The organism is Phocaeicola sp. GP0067 (assembly GCF_031119655.1).
Taxonomy (GTDB): Bacteria; Bacteroidota; Bacteroidia; order Bacteroidales; family Bacteroidaceae; genus Phocaeicola; species Phocaeicola vulgatus.
Map to the genome: position 1 here is coordinate 184,734 of NZ_JAVHZY010000003.1, position 22,723 is coordinate 207,456.

20 protein-coding genes are annotated in these 22,723 nt (G+C 41.8%); 16 read left to right on the top strand and 4 right to left on the bottom strand.

The features are described from left to right. Positions 1-6 precede the first annotated feature (6 nt). Positions 7-1,245, bottom strand: a complete 1,239-nt coding sequence (locus tag RE317_RS04090) for an autotransporter outer membrane beta-barrel domain-containing protein (RefSeq protein WP_008669486.1) — start codon at positions 1,243-1,245, stop codon at positions 7-9. After that, entirely contained in the window at positions 1,242-1,787 is a 546-nt protein-coding gene (locus RE317_RS04095) for an RNA polymerase sigma factor (protein ID WP_005839346.1), read from the bottom strand. Before RE317_RS04095 ends, RE317_RS04090 begins: the two co-directional genes overlap by 4 nt. A 231-nt stretch (positions 1,788-2,018) precedes the next feature. Here RE317_RS04095 and RE317_RS04100 point away from each other — a divergent pair, with 231 nt between their 5' ends. The 14 genes from RE317_RS04100 (at position 2,019) to RE317_RS04165 (ending at position 16,736) form a co-directional block, all read left to right on the top strand. Further along, positions 2,019-2,282: a hypothetical protein gene (locus RE317_RS04100; protein ID WP_234248226.1), complete on the top strand. Its 264-nt coding sequence runs from the start codon at positions 2,019-2,021 to the stop codon at positions 2,280-2,282. Positions 2,283-2,421: 139 nt separating this feature from the next. Beyond that, positions 2,422-3,555, top strand: a complete 1,134-nt coding sequence (locus tag RE317_RS04105; RefSeq protein WP_008669488.1) for an aldose epimerase family protein — start codon at positions 2,422-2,424, stop codon at positions 3,553-3,555. Between the two features lie 186 nt (positions 3,556-3,741). Continuing rightward, positions 3,742-4,212 (top strand): RNA polymerase sigma factor, encoded by a 471-nt coding sequence (locus RE317_RS04110; RefSeq protein WP_008669489.1) that lies wholly within the window; start codon positions 3,742-3,744, stop codon positions 4,210-4,212. After that, positions 4,203-4,769 (top strand): hypothetical protein, encoded by a 567-nt coding sequence (locus RE317_RS04115; RefSeq protein WP_008669490.1) that lies wholly within the window; start codon positions 4,203-4,205, stop codon positions 4,767-4,769. The genes RE317_RS04110 and RE317_RS04115 overlap by 10 nt, the downstream gene beginning before the upstream one ends. 21 nt (positions 4,770-4,790) lie before the next feature. Next, complete coding sequence (locus RE317_RS04120; protein ID WP_008669491.1) at positions 4,791-5,405, top strand: DUF5024 domain-containing protein; 615 nt, start codon at positions 4,791-4,793, stop codon at positions 5,403-5,405. A 201-nt stretch (positions 5,406-5,606) separates the two neighbouring features. Beyond that, entirely contained in the window at positions 5,607-6,884 is a 1,278-nt protein-coding gene (locus RE317_RS04125; protein WP_005839335.1) for an MFS transporter, read from the top strand. Between the two features lie 58 nt (positions 6,885-6,942). Continuing rightward, a complete protein-coding gene (locus tag RE317_RS04130) occupies positions 6,943-7,509 on the top strand; it encodes a bifunctional nuclease family protein (protein WP_008669492.1) in 567 nt (188 codons plus the stop codon). Between the two features lie 28 nt (positions 7,510-7,537). Further along, positions 7,538-8,239 (top strand): 16S rRNA (uracil(1498)-N(3))-methyltransferase, encoded by a 702-nt coding sequence (locus RE317_RS04135; RefSeq protein WP_005839331.1) that lies wholly within the window; start codon positions 7,538-7,540, stop codon positions 8,237-8,239. Positions 8,240-8,243: 4 nt separating this feature from the next. After that, the gene (locus RE317_RS04140; RefSeq protein ID WP_005839329.1) at positions 8,244-9,776 is read left to right on the top strand and encodes a DUF4836 family protein; all 1,533 of its coding nucleotides are present in this window, start codon (positions 8,244-8,246) and stop codon (positions 9,774-9,776) included. Continuing rightward, positions 9,773-10,417 (top strand): ATP-binding cassette domain-containing protein, encoded by a 645-nt coding sequence (locus tag RE317_RS04145; RefSeq protein WP_005851731.1) that lies wholly within the window; start codon positions 9,773-9,775, stop codon positions 10,415-10,417. Before RE317_RS04140 ends, RE317_RS04145 begins: the two co-directional genes overlap by 4 nt. Next, on the top strand, positions 10,414-11,616 hold the full coding sequence (locus RE317_RS04150; RefSeq protein WP_008781827.1) for a hypothetical protein: 1,203 nt from the start codon (positions 10,414-10,416) through the stop codon (positions 11,614-11,616). Before RE317_RS04145 ends, RE317_RS04150 begins: the two co-directional genes overlap by 4 nt. Before the next feature lie 8 nt (positions 11,617-11,624). Then, positions 11,625-12,038 carry a secondary thiamine-phosphate synthase enzyme YjbQ gene (locus tag RE317_RS04155; protein WP_005839323.1) on the top strand — a complete coding sequence of 138 codons (414 nt, stop codon included), beginning with the start codon at positions 11,625-11,627 and terminating at the stop codon, positions 12,036-12,038. Positions 12,039-12,439: 401 nt separating this feature from the next. Beyond that, positions 12,440-13,045, top strand: a complete 606-nt coding sequence (locus RE317_RS04160) for a hypothetical protein (RefSeq protein ID WP_008669498.1) — start codon at positions 12,440-12,442, stop codon at positions 13,043-13,045. Positions 13,046-13,301: 256 nt separating this feature from the next. Continuing rightward, on the top strand, positions 13,302-16,736 hold the full coding sequence (locus RE317_RS04165) for a bifunctional proline dehydrogenase/L-glutamate gamma-semialdehyde dehydrogenase (protein WP_008669503.1): 3,435 nt from the start codon (positions 13,302-13,304) through the stop codon (positions 16,734-16,736). Positions 16,737-16,865: 129 nt separating this feature from the next. Here RE317_RS04165 and RE317_RS04170 read toward each other — a convergent pair whose 3' ends face one another. Then, entirely contained in the window at positions 16,866-17,447 is a 582-nt protein-coding gene (locus RE317_RS04170; protein WP_008669505.1) for an RNA polymerase sigma-70 factor, read from the bottom strand. A gap of 175 nt (positions 17,448-17,622) precedes the next feature. Further along, positions 17,623-19,014: an alpha-L-fucosidase gene (locus RE317_RS04175; protein ID WP_008669507.1), complete on the bottom strand. Its 1,392-nt coding sequence runs from the start codon at positions 19,012-19,014 to the stop codon at positions 17,623-17,625. 196 nt (positions 19,015-19,210) lie between these two features. On the opposite strand from RE317_RS04175, the gene RE317_RS04180 reads away from it, so the two are divergent. Next, positions 19,211-21,607, top strand: coding sequence for a hypothetical protein (locus tag RE317_RS04180; protein ID WP_008669509.1), 2,397 nt, complete (start codon positions 19,211-19,213; stop codon positions 21,605-21,607). Between the two features lie 88 nt (positions 21,608-21,695). Next, entirely contained in the window at positions 21,696-22,706 is a 1,011-nt protein-coding gene (locus RE317_RS04185; protein WP_008669511.1) for a FecR family protein, read from the top strand. Positions 22,707-22,723: the final 17 nt, after the last annotated feature.

Below are 22,723 nucleotides of genomic sequence, written 5' to 3' on the forward strand. Positions count from 1 at the left end.
GTTTCCTTAATAATTCCAGCGCACCCCCAATTGCAGGTTGAAATGGAGCGGGTGTTTGTCACGTATGGTGTTTTTAAAGCTGCCGTCCTTGAAATAAAAAACTGTTCCGGGCTCAATGAAAGCACCTAGGGTGGGATTTATATTATATTGTATTCCCAATGCGGCGTGTATGGAGAATTGGAACGGTTTTATTTTCAGATTCTCTGTACTGGAATAGATTTTCTCTTTCTGAACGATGAAATCTTGTTCCAGTTTACCCGAAACGGATTTGTCTATTGTGCCTCCTCCTGTGGCATAAAAGGAAAAGGTGCGGGTGGTATAAAGCCGGCGGTCTAATTTCACAGACAAGCCTATGTAGTGGAGCTTTTGTCGTTTAACCCACTTGGAATCTTCTCCTATGGAACTCTCGGACGACAGATAGGTGTATTGCAGTCCTGCGCTGACCCCCCAGTGCCTGCTTATAGATTTACGGAGCGAAAGCTCAATGCTGACGGGGAGATTATAATGGGTATATTCTGTCATGGGTCGTCCCGTGTTGTCATTTGCTATTTGTAGTAGAGCTTCGTAAGCTTGTGCATCGGGAAAGTCCGATGGATATTCCTGCAAATAGTCTTTGAAGTCACTCCAATACATAATTTCATCCTTATGAGAACTCCCTATGTCTCCCCGGGAAAAAGTTTTGTTTATGAAGCCGGTACTTGCTCCGTTATTGCCGGCAGATATGGCAAGTGCCAAAGTATATCCGGAACGCTTATACGGTAATGCAAAGTGCTTGTGTCCGGAAGGGCGCTTGTGTACAGATTCTGTATCCCGGATTGTATCTTGTACCGGGGGCATACATTCTGTTTCTATATTATTTGCCGTATCGGTGTGGATACTTGTTTGGATTGGCGGCCTTGTCAAGGAAGCTGTCTTTGATTTGGTCCTGTCCTGTAACAGTTTGTTTTCAGGCATAATGGAAGGGCTGCCTGTAATGCTTCTTGGCTGGTATGCCGGTAAGGATACAACAGGTGAGGCTGCTTTATGTATTTCTGTCTGTAAAAAATAAAAAGTAGTGGCAAAAGGTATGAATATCAAGAAGAAAACGGCTGCTATACGCATCGTTTTCATCCTTCTTCTCTTATGTAGATAGGGAGTGAAAAATTCCGTTTGAAAATGATTCCAATCATTTCCTGGGAGTGGCTTTTCGTATTCGTTAACCCGTTGTTTCAAGTGGTCTATCCACGGTTCTTCTTCCTGTTTCATAATGATTGTCGAGTTAAGTATTCTTTAATTTTCTGAGCAAGTATACATTTGGCGCGGTACAGTTGTGAGGAGGATGAATGTTCGTTAATGCCTAATGTCTTCGCAATCTCCTTATGAGGCATTTCCTCGAATACGGCCAAGTTCAGTATGGTGCGATAGCCTGTCGGTAATTCAGCTATGAATTTCATCAGGGTTTCAATAGGAATTGAAATCATATCTTCTTCGTCCACAGGTTGCATATTTTCTTCCAGGTCATCTACAGAAAGGAAAGAGCTGTTTTTCTGTTTGCGGAGATGGTGCAAGGAGGTGGTTACCATGATACGGGTGATCCAGGATCTGAATCCATGCAGGTCGGTGGCATGTAGCTGGCCGATGGCGGAAAACACTTTGACGAATCCATCGTGCATGACGTCCAGTGCCGAATCTTCGCCTACATAGCGATAGCACACTCCATACATTTGGCGGGAGAAGAGCCTGTATATGGTTTCCAAAGCTTCCCGCTTTCCGGCTTTACATCCCTCTATTAGTTCTGTGTCATTCATTCTTCTTTTGTCATGTTATTATATGAAGATACAGGAGAGGGTAAAAGACTGCATGGAAACAGAAGTTTTTCTGAAAATAAATGTAAAAAGAAGATAATTGTCTGCATTTGTTAGGTTAAAACAAAACAGATGAAAAATATGAGAATACAACTTTATGCAACACTGGCTTGCTTTCTTTTAACTTTGGTCACAACTTACGGGCAGGGCTGAAAACCTTATGTGGAAGCAGGGATGAATGATTGTATGGCGAACGTTTCATTGTTTATAATCCGTACTGCATATGGTCCGGAAGCGGAAAAGATAAATCTGCTTGCAGGATTGTTGCAGGAGGCAGGATTACAAGGCGAGATTAAGGTTGCCTGTGGAGTGGAAGCACTAGGTTGTTTGTTTGGGCTTAAGCGTTATCAGTCAGTTATTTCTGGATTTTCCTATCATAGCGGGGCAGACAGGAATATCAGCCTGTCAATACGCTGGATGGTAAAAAGATGGTTTTGAAAGAGAGGAAGCGACAGGGTAAAAATTGGTTGAAATGGTTGAAAAGTTGGTCATCCTTTGAAAAAGGGAAGGCCGGCTTTTCTTATTTTCCATCGGAGGATTTACATTTGTGGTATTTAAAACCTATAAAATGAATGATATGAAAGGAAAACAGGGTCTGGTTTGTATGGGCTTGTTGCTGGTGCTCTCTTCTTGTCACACCGGTAAGCAAATCACAGCTTCTGGATTACAGCGGAAGGATTTTCAAACAGAAGTGAATGGGCAGCATACCGATTTATTTACATTGAGCAACAAGCAGGGAATGGAGGTCTGTATCACAAACTATGGGGCACGGGTGGTTTCTATCCTTGTCCCCGACAGAAATGGAAAACGGGAGGATGTGGTGTGCGGATTTTCCACGATTACTGAATATATGGAGCAACGGCAGAATTTTGGTTCTACGGTGGGGCGTTATATAGGACGTATTTTGAATGCGCGTTTCACGCTGGATGGAGTAGAGTATAAGCTGGTCCCTAACAATGGGAAGTCCGGGCATATATCACATGGAGGGAATCCCGGCTTTGCCGATAGAATATGGAAAGTGGAGCAGGCAGATACACATAGGGTCCGTCTGTCTTATCTTTCTCCTGATGGAGAAAATGGTTTCCCCGGAAACCTGAAAGTGACGTTGGTCTATAGTCTTGGTGAGGATGATAATGCGTTGGATTTGACATACGAGGCAACTACGGATGCACCCACGGTGCTTAATCTTTCCCATCATTCTTTTTTTAATATTTCGGGAAATTTTACGAAAAGCGTGGAGGACCAGCAACTTTGGGTAGACGCAGATCGTTTTACTCCATACGATGATAAGAAATGTGTTACAGGAGAATATCTTCCGGTGGCCGGTACTCCCCTTGATTTTCGTATGCCGCATGCTATCGGAGAATGTATAGATGCGGATCATCCCCAATTGAAGGTGGTAAACGGATATGATCATACTTGGGAATTGAATACGAAAGGAGATGATACAAGGCCGGCTGCCTGGGTGTATGATCCAGCAAGCGGGCGTAAGATGGAGATCTTCACCACCGAGCCGGGAATGCAAATTTATACCGGTAATGGACTGAAAGGAAAAATGACAGGTAAAGGAGGGATAGCTTATCCTTTCCGTTCGGCGGTATGTTTCGAAACGATGCATTTTCAAGATAGCCCCAACCAGCCCGGATTTCCTAGTACTGTACTCCGTCCGGGAGAGGTCTTCCGTAGTCATACGGTTTATAAGTTTGAATAATTGGTGCATCCGTCAACTGGCTGATGTGCCAATTAGCGGTGCTATATATGCCCATACGGTTATTGGTATATTGGTAAATTGACATGTCAGCAAATTTTTTTTTCATTTTGATGTAACGTTTCCCTACCTCTATGTGTCATACTGGTGAACATGGAACAAAATAGATTTGAAATAGAGGCAAAACGAATGCGGCCGGCTTTGTTAAGAATGGCTATCCGTTATTTGGAAGACTCCGACGAGGCAGAAGATGCAGTGCAAGATGCACTGTTGAAACTTTGGTTTCTTCGCGACCGTCTGGACCAATACCGCAGCGTGGATGCATTGGCTATTGTTATAACCAAGCATTTGTGCATCAACCGTCTGCGAGTCACTCGGATAGAGAAAGTCGATTTGGAGCAGGGCATCAGCATTGGTGGAGGTGAAAATCCTGAAATGAAACTGGTAGAGGAAGAGAATATGCAGGAGATACTGGAAGTAATAGGTACTTTGCCTGACTTGCAACAGTCTATTCTCCGCATGAAGCACCTGGAAGGTTTCGAAGTAGAGGAGATAGCCCGTCTCACAGGAAGTACGCCGGTGGCGGTACGAACCAATTTGTCGAGAGCTAGAAAAAGAGTAAAAGAACAATTTATGATACACAGTAAGGTATGGAATTAGATAAGAGGAATATAGAAGAATACATTAACCGTTTCCTGGAAGGGGAGACCACGAATGCCGAGGAGCAGGCTATTTATCGCTTCTTCCATACAGGGGATGTACCTTCTCATCTGATGGGATATGCTCCGATGTTTGCCTGGTATGAGGGAGGTATGCAGGGAGAACCGGGTATGTCGCAGCCAGACGGTCAGGAGGAGGTTGCCGGAGGGAAGAGATCGGAAAAGATACCGGTGGTTGGAAAAGAAGGCTTTTATCAGCGTATTCCGGTAGCTGTCTGGAGTGCCGGTATAGCGGCAATGATGGTCATTGCGCTGGGGTTAGGCTTGATTTTCTATTCGGAGAACCAAGCAGGCGGAAGTGGTGAATGGTCGTGCTACGAAGGTAGTTATGTGGAAGTGGGAGGCAAGCGAATTTCGGATGTGAAACAGATTATGCCTTGTATTATTGAAACACTGGAAGAGGCGGAACGGGTGGAGAAACTGGCTCAGGAGCGTGTGGAGGAAATTTGTCGTTCCGAGAAAGAGATAGAAGAAAAGGAATTATTGGTAAGCGAATAAAAAACATAAAAAAAATAAGATATGAAAACAAGATTTATTTTAGGAAGTGCATTGGCGGCTGTTTTGCTGGTGTGGGGTGGAACAGGTAAGGTTATGGCCCAGAAGAATATTGATAAAATGGCGGCGGAACTGGAAAAACGGGATGATGTGGCTATCAACTCTGTAACGAAACGTGACCCTAAAACCCGCAAAGTGGTGAAGGTGGTGAAAAGTTTCTCGTTAAAGGATGAGAATATAGGTGCAAGGTTGATTGAGGCTTTCGAGAAGGATGAGGAATATGCCGAAACTGCCATCAAGGATATGCCGAAGGGAAGAGGCAAGGCGCAGAAAGCGAATTTTACGTTCATTTATAAGACGGATAATGAGAAACGTACTTACACCCTTAATGTCAAAGAAAGCGGAAGTGTAAGCATGACCGTCATTATCAGTCCGATGAAGGATGGGCAAGAAGTATGTTCTGTTGTCCTTGACTCGGAATATTGGGATTCGTTCAATGAGCAGATGGCCGAATTAGGGAATAATCTAAGGGATTCCGGTATAGAGGTGCGCCAAATGAGTCGGGAAGAGATGGAGAAGATGCAGGAAACTATCCGCCAGTCATTGAAAGGACTGGATGCTTATGCCATAGCTGAATAGATGATGGCATTATTTTTCACGAACACAAGATAATAAAACACTCTCTTTTAGTTAGATTACAAAAACTTTTTAATTGTCTTGCCTTTCCGGAAGTTGTGAAACTGCCGGAAAGGCTTTGTTTTTTAAGATGAATCTCCATGAAAAATCGAATTGTTTTATATCTTTGCAAGTAATATAAAAAACACACATTAAAGAAGAAAGATGAAAAACGAAATTACCGGAATGAAACTCAGACTGATAGTCATGAACTTCTTGCAGTTTGCCGTATGGGGGGCTTATCTTACTTCCATGGGGACGTATTTGTTTAATATTGGCTTGGGGGCCAAGATAGGTCTGTTTTACGCCATGCAGGGGATTGTTTCCTTGTTTATGCCTGCCATAATGGGAATTATTGCCGACAGGTGGGTGCCTGCTCAAAAATTATATGGTTTCTGTCATTTTATGGCTGCCGTGTTTATGGTGGCTGCCGGGTGGTATGGCTATGTGGATGGTGAAGCGGTTAATTTCGGTACTTTGTTTACATTTTATTCTCTTAGTGTAGCTTTTTATATGCCAACATTGGCATTGACAAATTCGGTAGCCTATACCGCACTGGATAAAGTAAAACTGGACCCTGTCATCGCTTTTCCTCCCATCCGTATTTTCGGAACGATTGGTTTCATCTGCTCCATGTTGCTGACGGATATCTTGGGATTCCAAAATAATTATATGCAGTTTTTTTCTTGTGCTTGCTTTGGAGTGATACTGGCGGTTTATGCGCTTACTTTGCCTGAGTGTCCTGTAAGTCGTGGTGGAGAACAGAAATCGTTGGTAGATGCTATGGGATTGCGGGCGTTTACACTGTTCAAACAGAAAAAGATGGCTATTTTCTTTATATTTTCTATGTTGTTGGGGGTTTCTTTACAGATAACCAACGGTTTTGCCAATCCGTTTCTCAGCAGTTTCAAGGGAGTTCCGGAGTATGCCGATACGTTTGGAGTGAATCATGCCAATGCATTGATATCTTTGTCGCAGGTGTCGGAAACATTGTGTATCTTATTAATACCGTTTGTGTTGAAGCATTTCGGAATCAAGCGTGTTATGCTGATAGCCATGTTGGCATGGGTACTTCGTTTCGGATTGTTCGGACTGGGGAATCCTGGGCCGGGTGTCTGGATGTTTGTACTGTCCATGATTGTGTATGGGGTGGCTTTCGACTTCTTCAACATTTCTGGTTCGTTGTTTGTTAACAATGAAACTGATTTATCCATCCGTTCCAGTGCTCAGGGATTGTTCGTGATTATGACAAATGGTATTGGCGCTACGGTGGGAACGTTGGGAGCTCAGGCAGTGGTAAATCGTTTTGTTGATATGAACAGCAGTGCTCCGCAGATGGAGGGATGGAGCATGACATGGTTTGTCTTTGCGGGATATGCCTTGGCGGTTGCGGTATTGTTTGCTGTCATATTCAAGTATAAGCATCGTCCCGGGCAAGTTTGATAAATTATTTTTTGACCGTTTCCGATGTAGACGGGAATGGTGGAAGGAAAGTTAAATTATGGATGAAATAGAATTGAAGGTACATGATATGTCCTCTACATTGCAGCCGGCGGATGCATATGCGTTGGTGTTGGAAGAAGTGAACGGTAACCGTAAGCTGCCTATTATTATCGGTTCGTTGGAGGCGCAGGCTATTAAGGTGGTAATGATGGGCTATAAGATGCCCAGACCATTGACGCACGATCTTTTTCTGACGGTGACCAAAGAGTTGGGGACTGCTTTAAAGAAAGTATTGATATATAAGGTAAAGGATGGAGTCTATTATTCCTATCTGTTTTTGGAAAAGGAAGGTGAGGTATTTAAAATAGACTCACGTACTTCCGATGCGATTGCGTTGGCTATGCGTTGCGGGTGTCCTGTCTATACTACTGATGAGATTATGGAAAGTGAGCAGTTGCATGAAGTTGGGAATACGGCATTTTCTGTCAATGTAAATACAGTTGATGTGGTGATGCTGAAAGAAGCATTGTCAAAGGCTATAGAAGAAGAGAATTATGAGCAGGCATCCCGTTTGCGTGATGAGATAAAACGACGGGAACAAGAGGAGGAGAATACAATAGCTTGATATATAAATTGAAAAAACAAGAAGAACTATGCATGTTTTTTATACCCCTGATATAGCGAGTAACCTTGAGCTTCCGGAAGAGGAAGCAGGACATTGTTTACGGGTTTTGCGCCTTTCCATAGGCGATGAGATTATGTTGACCGATGGGAAAGGTTGTTTTTACAAAGCTGTAATCAGTGCTGCAAGCGGTAAACGTTGCCAAGTGAAGGTAACGGAAACGATTCCGCAGGAAAAAGGGTGGAACGGCTGGTTGCATATTGCCATGGCTCCCACTAAAAATATGGATCGTACTGAATGGTTTACAGAGAAAGCGACTGAAATAGGCTTTGATGAACTGTCTTTCCTGAATTGCCGTTATTCCGAACGGAAAGTAATCAAGAAGGAACGTATTGAAAAGATTCTGGTATCGGCAGTGAAACAATCGTTGAAGGCGACTATGCCGGTGCTGAATGAAATGACGGACTTTAATAAGTTTGTTTCACGGGATTTTAAAGGGCAGAAGTTCATCGCCCATTGCTATGAAGGGGAAAAACCTTTGTTGAAAGATATATTGCGTTCCGGAGAAGATGCTTTGGTGATGATAGGTCCGGAAGGAGATTTTAGCGAGGAAGAAGTGGCTAAGGCTATAGCGGCGGGTTTTCAGCCTGTCAGTTTGGGAAAGTCCCGTCTTCGCACGGAAACAGCTGCATTGGTAGCCTGTCATACGCTGAATTTATTAAACCAAAAATAAGAATATGAGAAAAGGTATTTGGGGATTTGCACTCGTAGCGATAGTGCTGCTTATGGCTTCTTGTTCGTCTGAAAGTGAGTATGCCAACGCTATTCCTAAGGATGCGGCAATGGTTATGTCATTCGATTTCAAGACGATGGCGGAGAAGAGCGGCATAAACGGTAAAGGAGGAGAAAAGGTTGTGGCCAAACTGACGGACGCATTGAAAAGCGGTTTGGAGGGTGAAGCTTACAAGACTGCCGAGAAGATTATTCAAAATCCGTCTGAATCGGGCTTGTCTTTTACCGATAAGGTGTATATGTTCATCACTCCTCATTCTAATGCTTTTGCTTTATTGGCGAAAGTGGATGATGAAGGTAAAGTGGAAGCTTTGCTGGAGGCATTAAAGAATGAGCAGATATGTACGGAGTTGAAAAGTGAAAGCGGATGTACATGGACACAGATGGGTACGGCGCTGTGCGCTTTTAATAAGGGGACTTTCTTATTGATGGGTAGTAATAAAGGAGATGCCCTCAGTTTGAAAGGAAGTTTGCTTTCATTGATGCGTCAGGATGCTGAAAACAGCTACGTAAAGACTACAGACTTTGGTAAGTTGGCTTCGGCAAAAGGTGAAGTCGTTACAGTGATGAATATGTCGTTCATTCCTAATGATATTACCATGCAGATGCGTATGGGAATGCCCGCCGATTTGAAACTGGAAGATATCAAATATCTGGTTTCCGCTACTTTCGAAAAAGGCAAAATTGTAGTGGACGTGGAGACTTTGATTGAAAACAAGGATTTGATTGCTATGTATGAAAAACAGTCGGCTGCTTCCTCATGTATTAAAGGAGCCTGTTTAGAGTATTTCCCAGCCAATACGTTGGTTTGGGCAGGAGGTAATATCAATGGAAAGGGTATTTATGATTTGCTTTGCGAAAATCCTACCATCAGGCAAGCGTTGGATAATCCGATGTTACCAATAGATATTGAAGGTATATTCTCTTCTATTCATGGAGATGTTGCGGTTGGCTATAATTCCTTGTCGAATAATGACTTGCTGATTTATGCTGATGTAACGAATAAAGACTTTTTGCAGTCCTTCGAAGACCTGAAACCTTTGTTGGCTATGACCGGTGGGCAGATGCAGTTGAACTCTACGGGTAAAGACCAATACGAGTTCCGTATGTATCGCCAAAGCATTTGGTTTGGTGTGAAGGACAATCTGCTTTATATCTCGAACAATGAAAGACTGGCAGATGAGGCAGGCCGCCGTTACGGAGTTTCTTTGCAGAATACTCCTTGGGCCGGACAGGTGACAAAGAACCGTTTCTTTATGGCGTTCAATGCGGCGCAGCTGGTGAAGGATGTTCAGGAGAATCCCCGGTTAACCCGTATGCTGGGCAGCGATGCCGCCATGTTCAATGCCATCCTGGGACCTTGCGACTATATGGATGTGATGGCTCCCGATTGGAAAAGCGCCCAAATGAATATTGTTATGAAAGATAAAGAGGTCAACGTGCTACAGTTGATTGTACGTGGATTGGAGAATTTATGAACACTATAGAATTACAACAGACCCTCCCTGCCGTTTTTGCAGGGAGGGATTCTATTATATCTGATGTCTGGCATCAGTCGTTGACTCTGAAGCGTGGAGAAGCTTATTTGGTGGAGGCAGCGTCCGGTACAGGAAAATCATCGCTTTGCAGCTACGTATACGGATACCGTAACGACTATCAAGGTATCATCTGTTTTGACGGGAAAAATATCCGTACGCTTTCGGTGCGCGACTGGGTGGAGATTCGGAAATGTTCCATCAGTATGTTGTTTCAGGAATTACGTTTGTTTACAGAACTGACAGCGTGGGAGAATGTGCAGTTGAAGAATTCGCTGACCGGATTTAAATCTAAGAAAGAAATCAAGGCTTGGTTTGAACAGTTCGGCATTGCCGATAAATGGGATACGCCAATAGCTAAAATGTCTTTCGGACAACAGCAGCGTGTTGCGTTGGTCCGCGCCCTTTGCCAACCTTTCGATTTTATTTTTCTGGATGAACCTATCAGCCATCTGGATGAGGAGAATGGACGGATTATGTCCCGGATATTGGTGGAGGAAGCGGATAGACAGGGGGCAGGTATCATTGTGACCTCTATCGGCAAGCATTTGGAGTTGAACTACACAAAAACGTTGAAGCTATGAGGTTGGTCTGGAAATTATTACGTCAGCATATCAGTTTTTCACAATTGGCGGGTTTTTTCTTTGCCAATCTGTGCGGTATGGTCATTGTGTTGCTGAGTGTTCAGTTTTATAAAGATGTGTTGCCGGTTTTTACAGAAGGTGACAGTTTCATGAAGAAAGACTATGTGATAGTAAGCAAGAAAGTGAGCACATTGGGTTCTTTTGTCGGTAAAAGCAAGACTTTTTCCGAACAAGACATTGCTGAAATCAGCGAACAGCCGTTTACCAAAGGGGTAGGGGCTTTTATCCCTTCCCAATTTAAAGTGTCGGCAGGCATGGGGATGGAGAACGTGGGATTGCACATGTCTACAGCCATGTTCTTTGAGTCTGTTCCCGATGAGTATGTGGATGTGAACCTGGATAAATGGGAGTTTGATGAATATGAACGGGTCGTTCCTATTATCATCCCCCGTAATTATCTGAATCTGTATAACTTCGGTTTTGCACAAAGCCGGAGCCTGCCGCAATTGTCGGAAGGGGTGATGGGTATGGTTAATTTGGATATACGTATTACCGGTGTGGGGCGTACGGAAAACTTTAAAGGAAAAATAGTTGGTTTCTCTAATCGTCTGAATACGATTCTTGTTCCGGAAACATTTATGACGTGGGCCAACAATGAGTTTGCCCCGGGGCAGAAAAGCGAACCGTCACGACTGATTGTTGAAGTGAACAATCCTACGGACGACCGTATTGCCAGGTTCTTTAAAGACAAGGGATATGATACGGAAGATGACAAGTTGGATGCGGGAAAGACTACCTGGTTCTTGAAAGTGATTATAGGAATTGTGCTTTCTGTAGGTTTGCTTATCAGTGTGCTCTCTTTCTATATTTTGATGCTCAGTATTTATTTGTTGCTGCAAAAGAATACATCCAAGTTAGAGAATCTGTTATTGATAGGTTACAGTCCGGCTAAGGTGGCGCTCCCTTATCAAATGCTGACATTGGCACTCAATGCTGTGGTGCTGTTTTTATCAGTGGGAATTGTGATTTATGTGCGGAGTAACTATATGGATATGATAGGAAAGTTATTCCCACAATTGGAAGCAGGAAATTTAGGACCGGCCTTGGTTATAGGTGTTTTGCTTTTTGTGGGTGTATCCTTATTTAATATAGTAGCGGTACGTCGTAAAGTGGCATCTATATGGATGCATAAAGGTTGATAATAGTTATGGTATCTCAGACAGAATTTACGCTTCGTCCCCGTACCAGGGGATTTCACCTGATTACTGATGAAGTGGTGCGCAATTTGCCGCCACTTCCCCAAACAGGTTTGCTTTATTTGTTCATCAAACATACTAGTGCGGCATTAAGTATCAATGAAAATGCCGATCCGGATGTCCGTACGGATATGGAATCTATTTTTAATCATTTGATAAAGGAACGTGAGCCTTATTACGAACATACTTTAGAAGGTTGGGATGACATGCCTGCTCATGCAAAAGCAACAATTATAGGCGTCAGCCTCACTATTCCTATTACAGAAGGTCGGTTGAATATGGGTATTTGGCAGGGAATTTACCTTTGTGAGTTCCGCAACCATGGAGGTGGTCGTAAAATTGTAGCTACTGTAATGGGGGAATAACTTTTTCAGATGTTCATCCGGGTTATTATTTATTTAAAAAAATAGATTAATTCCACTTTAATCAGAACTCTTTTTTTAACTTTGTACCAATTCTTGAAAACAGATGAAAATTCATTTGAAAACAAGAAGGAACATATATAATTAAGAGCGTTTAAAATATTACCTTGTCTTAGAAAATCCCCAATTTTCAAAGCTGCACAAGTGTAATACAACAAGCGCTCACGTCTTGTGTTTATACTCCTTAACAGGATTAGTATATTCATAAAGACGTGGGACACTGTTGTTATTATTTGTGCAGCTGGTATGGGGATACCTCTAAGGCAGATAAAATATTAAGCAGGTCCCACGTCTCTTTTTTATGTCTGTACCATAAAAATGAACGGATAAAACTAGCCTGAGTGATGAAAATTATTGTTTGGAATTCGCAGGATAAATGTGTGGCTGATTATCATAAATTGATAAGAGGCTGCGATGTGTTGTGCCTGTTGGATTGCGGGCAATGGACGGTTCCGGTGTATGCACTTCAGATACAGAATGGTCTGTTTCACTGGAAAGATGAGCATGAAGGCCTTTCCTATGATATATTTTATTGCTTGGAGAAGGTGGCGTTTATATGTCGGGATGGTTTGTACAGCGGAGAATCTGTTCTATATAGCATTCATTCCAATATAGGATCTTTGGTAGGTATTCGTTTGCAGGATGATTTTTGGCTGTTTGCCAACCATGAGTCTAATCGGAGCAATGCCTGTCATATAGGTGAGTTTTATTTGCGTGAAATCTCAGATCGTTTCAGAAAGGCAGCTTTTGTAGCCGATTTTAAGGAAAAGTCTTATTCTTGGGCACAGGAAACGATAGGTAGATTATATTGTATCGCTCCTCCCAAAGGATACCATCCGCATACCATCAATTATTTATTTACCATTCATGTGGCCTGTACGGATTTCTATTTGTTGGAAGGCTATAGTAGGGCTTCCAATCAGCCTACTTTCTTTAAATTGGAAATTTAATATGTTCCGGATTATAATTTTTCACTTTTTCCTTTGATAATAAAAGAATTAGTGTATATTTGCACATGAACAGTAACATTTTATAAGGAATTTACGTTATGGGCAGAGAACTTATATTTGACCGGTTTTCGCAGCAGGCTCTCCAGACCTTGCACCGGTATCGTGCCGTTATGTTCAGTCCTACGATGCTCATGTCTTTGGTTGTTTACCTATGATTTTTTTATCCTTAATTCTTACACATTAACATGAGTTTACTATGGACAACAGACCGACTATCGCTGAAGTACAAGAATGGGTACTGAAGCTTTATAACACGTGTGAACAAACCATCACTAGTGAGGAACGTAAAGAACAGCATAAATATGCCGTTATGGTACAACGGCCACAGGACAAAAAGTTCCTGGTGAAGATGCTGGACGAATCTTCTCAAATTCGTGATCGTAAGAAATTGGCAGAACGTATCAAGAAGCTGATAGACCGTTATGGTGTACCTGAGTTCTTGAATAAGCGTGATGCTTTCCTTTTTAAAATGTACCAGGCTTTTGGCCACCATTTTGATTTTATTGCCATACCAATCATAAAGAAGCGCCTTCGTATGGATACTTCTAAAGTGATTCTGGATGAGGCGCGTCCTAAATTAACAGCCCATTTGGCTGCCCGTTTTAAGCAAAAGATTGGTCAGAATGTAAATTTGCTGGGTGAGGTCGTATTAGGAAACGGAGAAGCAGACCATCGTTATTTCCATTATTTAGAAGCTTTGGAGGCTCCCGATATCAATTATATCTCCGTGAAAATATCGGGTATCTACGCACAGACCCATGCGCTGAATTATGAAGAAAGTTTTCCGGAACTGGTGAAACGTATGTGTGCGCTATATCAGAAAGCGATTGATTTTCCTTACGTAGATGAGAATGGTGTAAAACGTTCCAAGTTTGTCAATTTGGATATGGAGGAGTATAAAGATGCTCACTTTACATTGCGCTTGTTTAAAGAAGTGTTGAGCAGACCGGAATTTAAAAACTATTCGGCAGGTATTGTTGTACAGGCTTATCTGCCCGATGCGTATGAATTTCAGACTGAATTGTTGGACTTTGCCAAAGCGCGTATGGCTGATGGCGGTGCGCCATTGAAAATGCGGTTGGTAAAAGGTTGTAATCTGGAAATGGAAACGGTTATCTCTTCTCTTCGTGGCTGGCCTAATCCTGTGAGGACATCGAAAACAGAAGTCGATGCCAATTATTTGCATATTCTGGAACGGGCTTTGTTACCGGAGAATGCAAAAGCCTTGCATGTGGGGGTCGCTTCTCATAATTTGTTCACTATTGCATACGCCTATCTGTTGAGTCGGAAGCTGGGAAGCGCGGAGTACATGACTTTTGAGATGTTGGAAGGTATGGCTGATCATGTATGGCGTGCCCAATCCCAATTGGGAAATCATGTGATTTTATATGCACCGGTGGTAAAAGATGAGCATTTCCTGAATGCAGTATCTTACTTGGTCCGTCGTATGGATGAAAATACGGCTCCGGACAACTTTCTGACCCATTCGTTCAATTTGAAGCCGGGTACGGATACTTGGCGCTTCTTGCAGAACCAGTTTGGGGAAGCTTATAAGATGAAAGATGTTATTACGCATATTCCTACCCGTACACAAAACCGCTTGCATCGTTATACTCCCGTTCCACCAGCTGATGTAATGAAGAATGAACCTGATACTGATTTTGATTTGGCTCAGAACCAGGAGTGGGTTCGGAATATTTTTGCGAGGTGGAAGAAGTCACCGGCGGATTCACCTGAAATCATTCCTTTGCAGATAGGAGCTGAAAGGGTGGTTTGTGAGAAGCGTCATAAATATATGGACCGTTGTCAGGATGATGAAGTTTGTGTATGTGAAATGTCACAAGCTGATGCCGGACAGGTGATGAAAATTTTGGAAATAGCCGAAAAAGATCCTGCCGGATGGAGAAAGACCACATTGCAGGAACGGCATAAAATAATGTATGAAGCTGCCAACAGACTGGGTGAGATGCGTGGTGATTTGATAGGTTGTATGTGTGCTGTGACAGGGAAGACAGTGGTGGAAGGCGATGTGGAGGTATCGGAGGGGATCGATTATGCTCGTTTTTATACCACTAGCATGAAGCAGTTTGCAGAATTGCCGGATGTGGATATTGCTCCTAAAGGGACTATTTTGGTTATTTCTCCGTGGAACTTTCCGTGTGCCATACCTATTGGTGGTATTGTGGCAGGACTGGCAGGAGGAAATACTGTGATTCTGAAACCGGCTACTGTTGCCGCTCCTGTGGCATGGTTGTTTGCCAAGGCATTTTGGGATGCAGGTGTGCCTAAAGAGGCTTTGCAGGTTGTCATTACAGACCGTGAGGCATTAAAGGTATTGACTACGGCTCCGGCTGTCAAACATATTATTCTGACAGGAGGGACAGACACTGCCCAAAATATTGCACGCAGTAATCCGGCTACTCCATTGTCGGCAGAAACCGGTGGTAAGAATGCAATTATCTTGACAGCTTCCGGTGACCGTGACCATGCTATTATGAATATTGTGGCTTCTGCTTTTGGCAATGCCGGTCAAAAATGTTCCGCATGTTCTTTATTGCTGGTAGAACGCTCGGTCTATGAGGATAAGAACTTTCAAGATAAGTTGAAAGATGCCGCAACTAGTATGAAGGTGGGTAGTGTATGGAATCCTGGGAATGTGGTAGGTCCGATGATTACCAATAAGAATGATAAATTATTGAAAGCTCTGGAACTGGAAAAAGGGGAGTCTTGGCTGGTTCCACCTCGTTTTCTTGATAAGCATAAATATGTATTGGCTCCTACAGTGAAGTGGGGGGTACGTCCCGGCAACTATTCATTCAGAACGGAATTGTTCGGTCCGATGCTGAGCGTGGTTTGCATTGAGAATTTGCAGCAAGGCATTGATTTGGTAAACAGTTTGGAATATGGTTTGACTTCGGGCTTACAGAGTCTGGATGAAGGCGAACAGAAATTGTGGAAAGATTCAATTATGGCAGGTAACCTTTACATCAATCGTGGTATAACGGGGGCCATTGTAAATCGTCAGCCGTTCGGTGGAATGAAATTGTCGGCTTTTGGTGGAGGTGTGAAGGCGGGTGGTCCTAACTATTGTGCTTGTTTTGTAAATATTGCAGATAAGCCAGGCAGTACCACCGACTATACACAAAGTTATGTGAAGGCATACGAGCAGGAATTTGCGCATGCTCGTGATGTCAATAATCTGTATGGCGAGCAAAATGCATTCCGCTATCTGCCTTTAAAGAATATGGTTTTGCGTCTTTTCCCGGGAGATAACAATGAAGATGCAAAGATGATTGCTTTGGCTGCCAGAATTTGTCATACTCCATTGAGTATTAGTTTTGAACCTAGTGATGACCGTACCGCTGCATTGGCTTCTTTGGGATGTCCTTTAAAAGAAGAAGCGTTGGCCGGATTCCTGAAATCAATGAAGAATTATGAACGTATCCGCACTTGTGGGGCTGATATTCCGATGGAAATGTACGAGGAAGCTGCACGTATTGATAAGTATATTGCTACAGCTAAACCGGTGAAAGACGGACGTGTGGAATTGGTTCATTACATCAAGGAGCAAAGTATTTCATTTGAATATCATCGTTATGGTAGTATTCTGGAGGTGCCGTCGGTAGAATGATGAAATAGCTTTTATTAGTATGTCTTTAGTATAACTTTATTAGGAGTCTCGAATTGTATGGGACTCCTAATTCTGTTTTAGAAATTATTACTAGAATTTTTGGGTGGGAGAGAATAAATGTGTATATGTTCAGACGTTTTTCACCAGCAGAGGCAATAGTAAGGGCAAATAATCTTTTAATTCAATACGTAATTGTTTTAGTGCCTGTTGAATGCGATAGTCAATGGTTTTGGGTGATACTCCCAGTATTCCGGCTATTTCTTTATAACTCATATTCTTAAAACGGTGCATCACAAATGCTTCTTTATAAGATTCAGGAAGTGCTGTCACCGCTTCTTGGATGCGTGTGGTCAACTCTTCTATAAGATAAAAATTGGGTTCGTCTATCAAGGATTGCATCTCTTCATAGAAATAGTTTTCGGCCCGGCTTTTCACTTCCTCTTGCTTGATGCGGTTTATAGCACGATGATATACAATAGAGAATAAATAGCTGCTTAATGAAGATTGGATAACAACCATCTCTTTGTTTTTCCAAAGCCACAGCATGGCATCTTGCACACATTCTTCTGCATCTTCTAATTCTACGAATTTGTTTCCGTATGCACATAACATGGGGTAGTATTTCCTAAAAAGTATATCAAATGCCTTTTCGTTACCATCTTTGATAGCTAATAATAGGGATTGGTCTTCATAGTTATACTTTGTTTCCATTATTTAAAGGTTGATTTGCGTGCAAATATAATCTTTTAAAACTAAAAAAACAGATTGTATTTCGGTAATTCCATTCTATGGAATACTTTTTTAGAGGGAGTCTTGATTAAAGTCATTTGTAGTGTGCCCTTTGGGTGTTATGTATGACCAAAGGGCACATAGGAAATATATTTAATTATTTTTTCACTTTGAAGCGTAATACTATCGGTTCGTTTTTGAGGTTACGGGGTAAGAACACCTTTGTCTTTTCTTTGTCTTTGGTATATTTTATATTTTTATTGCCTTGTAGTAGAGTCATCTTGCCGTTAGGGATATTGCCGGTCCATTCTATTGTTTCTGGAAGTTCCTCTCCTTCTGGTAAAGCGTAAATGGCATATAAAGTTTTTCCATCTTTGTCTGCGGTGAACCATATATTCCCATTGTTATATATAGGAGTTGTACGGGTGGCATAAATGGCTTTTCCGTTTATTTTCAACCATTGGCCTATTTCATGTAAACGTTTTGTTACTTCGTCTTCAATGATACCATCTGGTGTCGGACCTACTCCTAATAATAAACAACCTCCTTTGGCAGTGATTTCTATTAAAATATTAATAATTTTTTGTGATGATTTAAAAGGAGCATTAGGTGTCCAGCCCCAATCATTGCTTAGTGTGATACAACTTTCCCAAGGATAGTTAAGCTGCGTTTCGGGAATACCACGTTCCGGTGTCTGGTAGTTTTCGTTTTTACCACGTATGCTGCGGTCTACCGAAATGAGTCCCGGGTGTTTCTTGCGTGCTTTTGACAATATTCTGTCCAAGTGAATATCTTCACCTGTAATCCATCCTCCGTCTAACCACAAAATATCAAAACTTCCGTACTCGGACATCAGTTCGTCCAATTGGTTTTCGGTATAGGTCTGATAATTCTGCCACCAGTCGGGATGACGTTCTTTTTTGTAATTGATTCCTCGTTGAGGAGTGGCAAAATAAGGATTCCAGAACCATTCGCAATGCCAGTCGGGCTTAGAAAAATAGCATCCTATCATGAAGCCTTTTTTTCGGAATGCATCAAATACATGATAAGCCACGTTTTTGCGTGGATTGTTTTTAAAGGCTCCATGTGCAATGGAGAAATCTGTATATTTAGAGTCAAAGGTACAGAAACCGTCATGATGTTTAGTGGTGAAAATCATGTATTTGATTCCAGCATCCTGCATTACATCCGCCCATTGTTCTGGATTGAAGTGAACTGGATTTAATTGATCTTTTAGTCCGAAATACCATTTTTTATATTCATCGTATGGCATTCCGTTTTTGCGTGAGATCCAATCCACATCTTCGGAACAGATAGACCATGATTCAACAATTCCGGGTACAGAGTAGAGGCCCCAATGAAAGAGAACACCGAATTTCTGATCTTGCCATTTTTCCAGTTTGTCTAGAACCAGGCGGTCATCAGGCCATACATAGCCGGCCTCTTCTGATTGTTGGTGTACGAATCCTTCCACTTGTTGGGAATAAACATTAAAGCAAAATGTTGTGCTGATGAGGCAGCATCCTAATAGTTTTTTGTAGTTTTTCATACTGTGGGAATTATATGATTATCTTTTGAAACAATTTTTTCTTCAGCAAAGGTTATAATTAAAAATGAAGGAAAAAAACTTTTGAAAATAAATATATTTTTGTTTAGGAATATGTTTTTTTCGCTTGCCATATAAATAGATGGCTGTTGCCTGTTTGTATGAATTGAGAAATTAGAAACCTTTAATTTATAATGGAATGAAACGATTTTATTTCTTTTGTTCGCTTATGCTGCTTGTGCTACCTGCTTTAGCACAAGGTGTTTGTCTCAGGACGAAATCAACAGAAATTCAAATTGATCAAGAGGGATGTTTTTCTTCTGTACAAGTGGAGAAGAAAGAAATTCTGGGAGCAGGAAAGTATCCTTTATTGACTATTGGTATGGATAACCAATTGCTTGTCCCTGTAAAAATGGAGTCTAATGACTCTATACTTCAGCTTCGTATGTCGGATGGGGGAGAAGTCGTTTTACAATATCGGCAAAGTGACGTTTGTGTTACATTAGAAGTGAAAGATATTCCCCAGCGATATGACATTTTGATTTATGGTCCGTTAGGTGTAAATATTCATGAAGTAGTAGGAGATGTGATTGGAGTTGCGCAAGGTAAAGGTGTCGCTTTTGGAATCCAGGCACTCAATATTAAAACAAATGCTGGTATTCCCGAAGAGTATGGAGCATTAGTTACCCGTCATTATAGATATGTGGGGAAGGAATCACAGTTATCTGTCGCTAATATAGCCAGTTATCGGTTGGCGGCTACTGATACAGGAGATGGCACTGTTTTTCAGTTTTCCGCACGTAAACGTGATAGAGATGAGTACCGTTCTGTTTTGCAATTAAAAAAGTCATTGGCGTTGTCTGTAGAAGGTGAGGACGGAGCTATAAAAGGTTCAAAGATAGCTATGTTTGGTTGTAAGCAGAAAGATGCTTTGGCTCGTATTGGTGAAATTGAACTGGAGCAGCATCTTCCTCATCCGTTATTTGATGGCGAGTGGGGGAAAACCTCCAGAGCAGCAATGAAGTCTTATCTGATTTCGGATTTTTCGGAAAACAATTTGGATATGGTACTGGATAAGGCTGAGATAGCAGGCTTCAAGTATATTTATCATAGCGGCCCTTTTAGTGACTGGGGACACTTTAATTGGAATTCTTCTTTTACCCGGAATGGTGATGAAGGTGTAAAGTGTATGGTGGATAAAGCCAAGGCAAAAGGTATAAATATGGGGGTGCATACTCTCAGTAATTTTATAACGACTAATGATTCGTATGTGACACCGGTTCCTTCCAGACATTTGCAGAAGCAGGGAGTGCTGACTTTAACAGATGATATTACTGAAAGCCAAACAGACATCCGTATTCAGAAAAACGATTTGTTTGAAATCCCTCTGTCATTGAATACTCTTCAGATAGACGATGAACTTATTATATATAACAAAGTGGAAAAAGAAACGGACTTCTTTTTATTGAAGGATTGCAAAAGGGGAGCTTTCAAGACAAAAGCGTCCGGTCATTCTTCAAAAACTCCTTTATATAAATTATCTGATCATGCCTATAAGGTATTCTTCCCGGATTTGGCTTTACAAGATACATTGGCAGACCGGATTGCCGATTTGATGAATAAGACCGGCTTAAGTCAGATTTCTTTTGACGGATTGGAAGGATGTTCCTATACCGGGCATGACGAATACGCTACCTCCCGCTTTGTGACCCGTTGTTATACTCAGTTTGATCATAATGTAATAAATGACGCCAGTCGTCTGAATCATAATTTGTGGCATATTCATACAAGAATGAATTGGGGTGAGCCCTGGGGAGAAGCTATGCGTACGGGGCAAGTGGCTAATAGAATTAAGAACCAAGATTTTTTTCAAAGGAATCTTTTTCCACGTATGCTTGGATGGTTTCTTATTCGATTGGCCGATCGGAAATTTGAATGTTCCACTTTGGAGGATGTGGAGTGGGCTTTGTCCGAGGCGGCAGGTTTTGATGCCGGTTATGCAATGACCATTAATACCACTACCTTAAATCGGCATGGGCAAATAGACCGATTGTTACAGGCTATCAAACATTGGGATATACTGCGTGAGGCTCAAGCTTTCACGGAAGAACAAAAACAGCGTTTGAAAGATCCGCAGTCCGAATGGCATTTGCAAAAGGTGGATGAGAAGAATTATCAGCTTTATCCTCTGTTTGTGTCCAAACGTTATTATTGTAATTTAGCAGAACTTCAGCCGGGGCAGCCAGGAGGAGCTGACTGGATATGGGAAAATAAATATTCCGGCCCATGTAAAATTCAAGTAAAGCTGGAAGGAGAAGGAACTGTTTCCAACCTGTCGTTTACTACTTCGGCTGGTACTGTTAGATTTCCGTGTAAGTTGGAGGGTGGACAATATCTGTTATATGATTTTGACGGAAATGCTACTGTAACTGATAAAAATTATAATGTCATAGAGGTGGTCGATGTAGAAGGGGCACTTTATCTTTCCGAAACTTCCTCTCCGGTATCTTTTTCTTGTGAACCGGAAGTAGGAGAGGCTCCTGAAGTAGTTGTACGATATATAACTCATGGAAATCCTGAAAAAGTTTCTCTATGAAAATATATTTTTGAAAATAAATGCATGTTTGTTTAGGAATGTATTTTTCCCGCTTGCCATATAAGTAGAAGGACTTAAAAACATATGTATGGAGTATAATGAAAAGAATATAGAATTGCTACTTCCCCGTTATTGTGAGGGTACTGCAACGGTAGAAGAGCAGCGGCTGGTAAAAGATTGGATGAAGGAGTCTGAAGAAAATCGCCGGATAGTGAAGCAGATGGAAATGCTTTATTTAGCGGCTGATACTATTCATGTAATTAATAAGGTAAATACAGAAAAGGCTTTAGTTAAGGTAAAAGGTAAAAAGACTGAAAGAAGGAAGGTGGCTTGGTGGGAGTGGGCACAGCGTGTTGCCGCCGTGTTATTTCTCCCACTGCTTGCTACTTTTTTGGTAGAACATTATGGTGGAAAGGATGTGGATGTACAAATGTTGGAAGCTAGGACAAACCCGGGAATGACCACTTCGGTAGTATTACCCGATAGTACGGTGGTTTTTTTGAATTCAGAATCCTCTTTGCGATATCCTTCTTCTTTTAAGAATAGCAAGGAGAGAAAAGTTGAGTTGAAGGGCGAAGGGTATTTTGAAGTAACTAAAGATGCGGAAAAACATTTTATTGTGTCTACAGTTCACTGTTCGCAGGTAGAGGTGTTAGGAACCAGTTTTAATGTAGAGGCTTACGAAGAGTCTCCTGAGGTATCTACCACTTTAATTGAAGGTAAAGTCAACTTCAGTTTCCAAGAAGGTGTCCGGGAAAAACAGGTTGTGTTAGCTCCCGGTCAGAAAGTTGTGTATGATTCCAAAAAAGGAACAGCAAGTTTATTTGAGACTTCCGGTGAAACGGAAACTTCATGGAAGGACGGCAAGATTATTTTCGATAATACTTCTTTGAAGGATGCTTTACGGATTTTAGAAAAGCGATATAATGTGGTGTTCATTCAGAAAAATCCTGCACATAAGGCTGCTTTTACCGGGACTTTTACCAGTCAGCGTTTGGAGCGTATTCTGGAATATTTTAAATTATCTTCCAATATACACTGGAGATATGTAGACGGTAAGGATGCGTCACAAAAAAAGACCCATATAGAGATTTATTAATTAAATAACCTTAAATT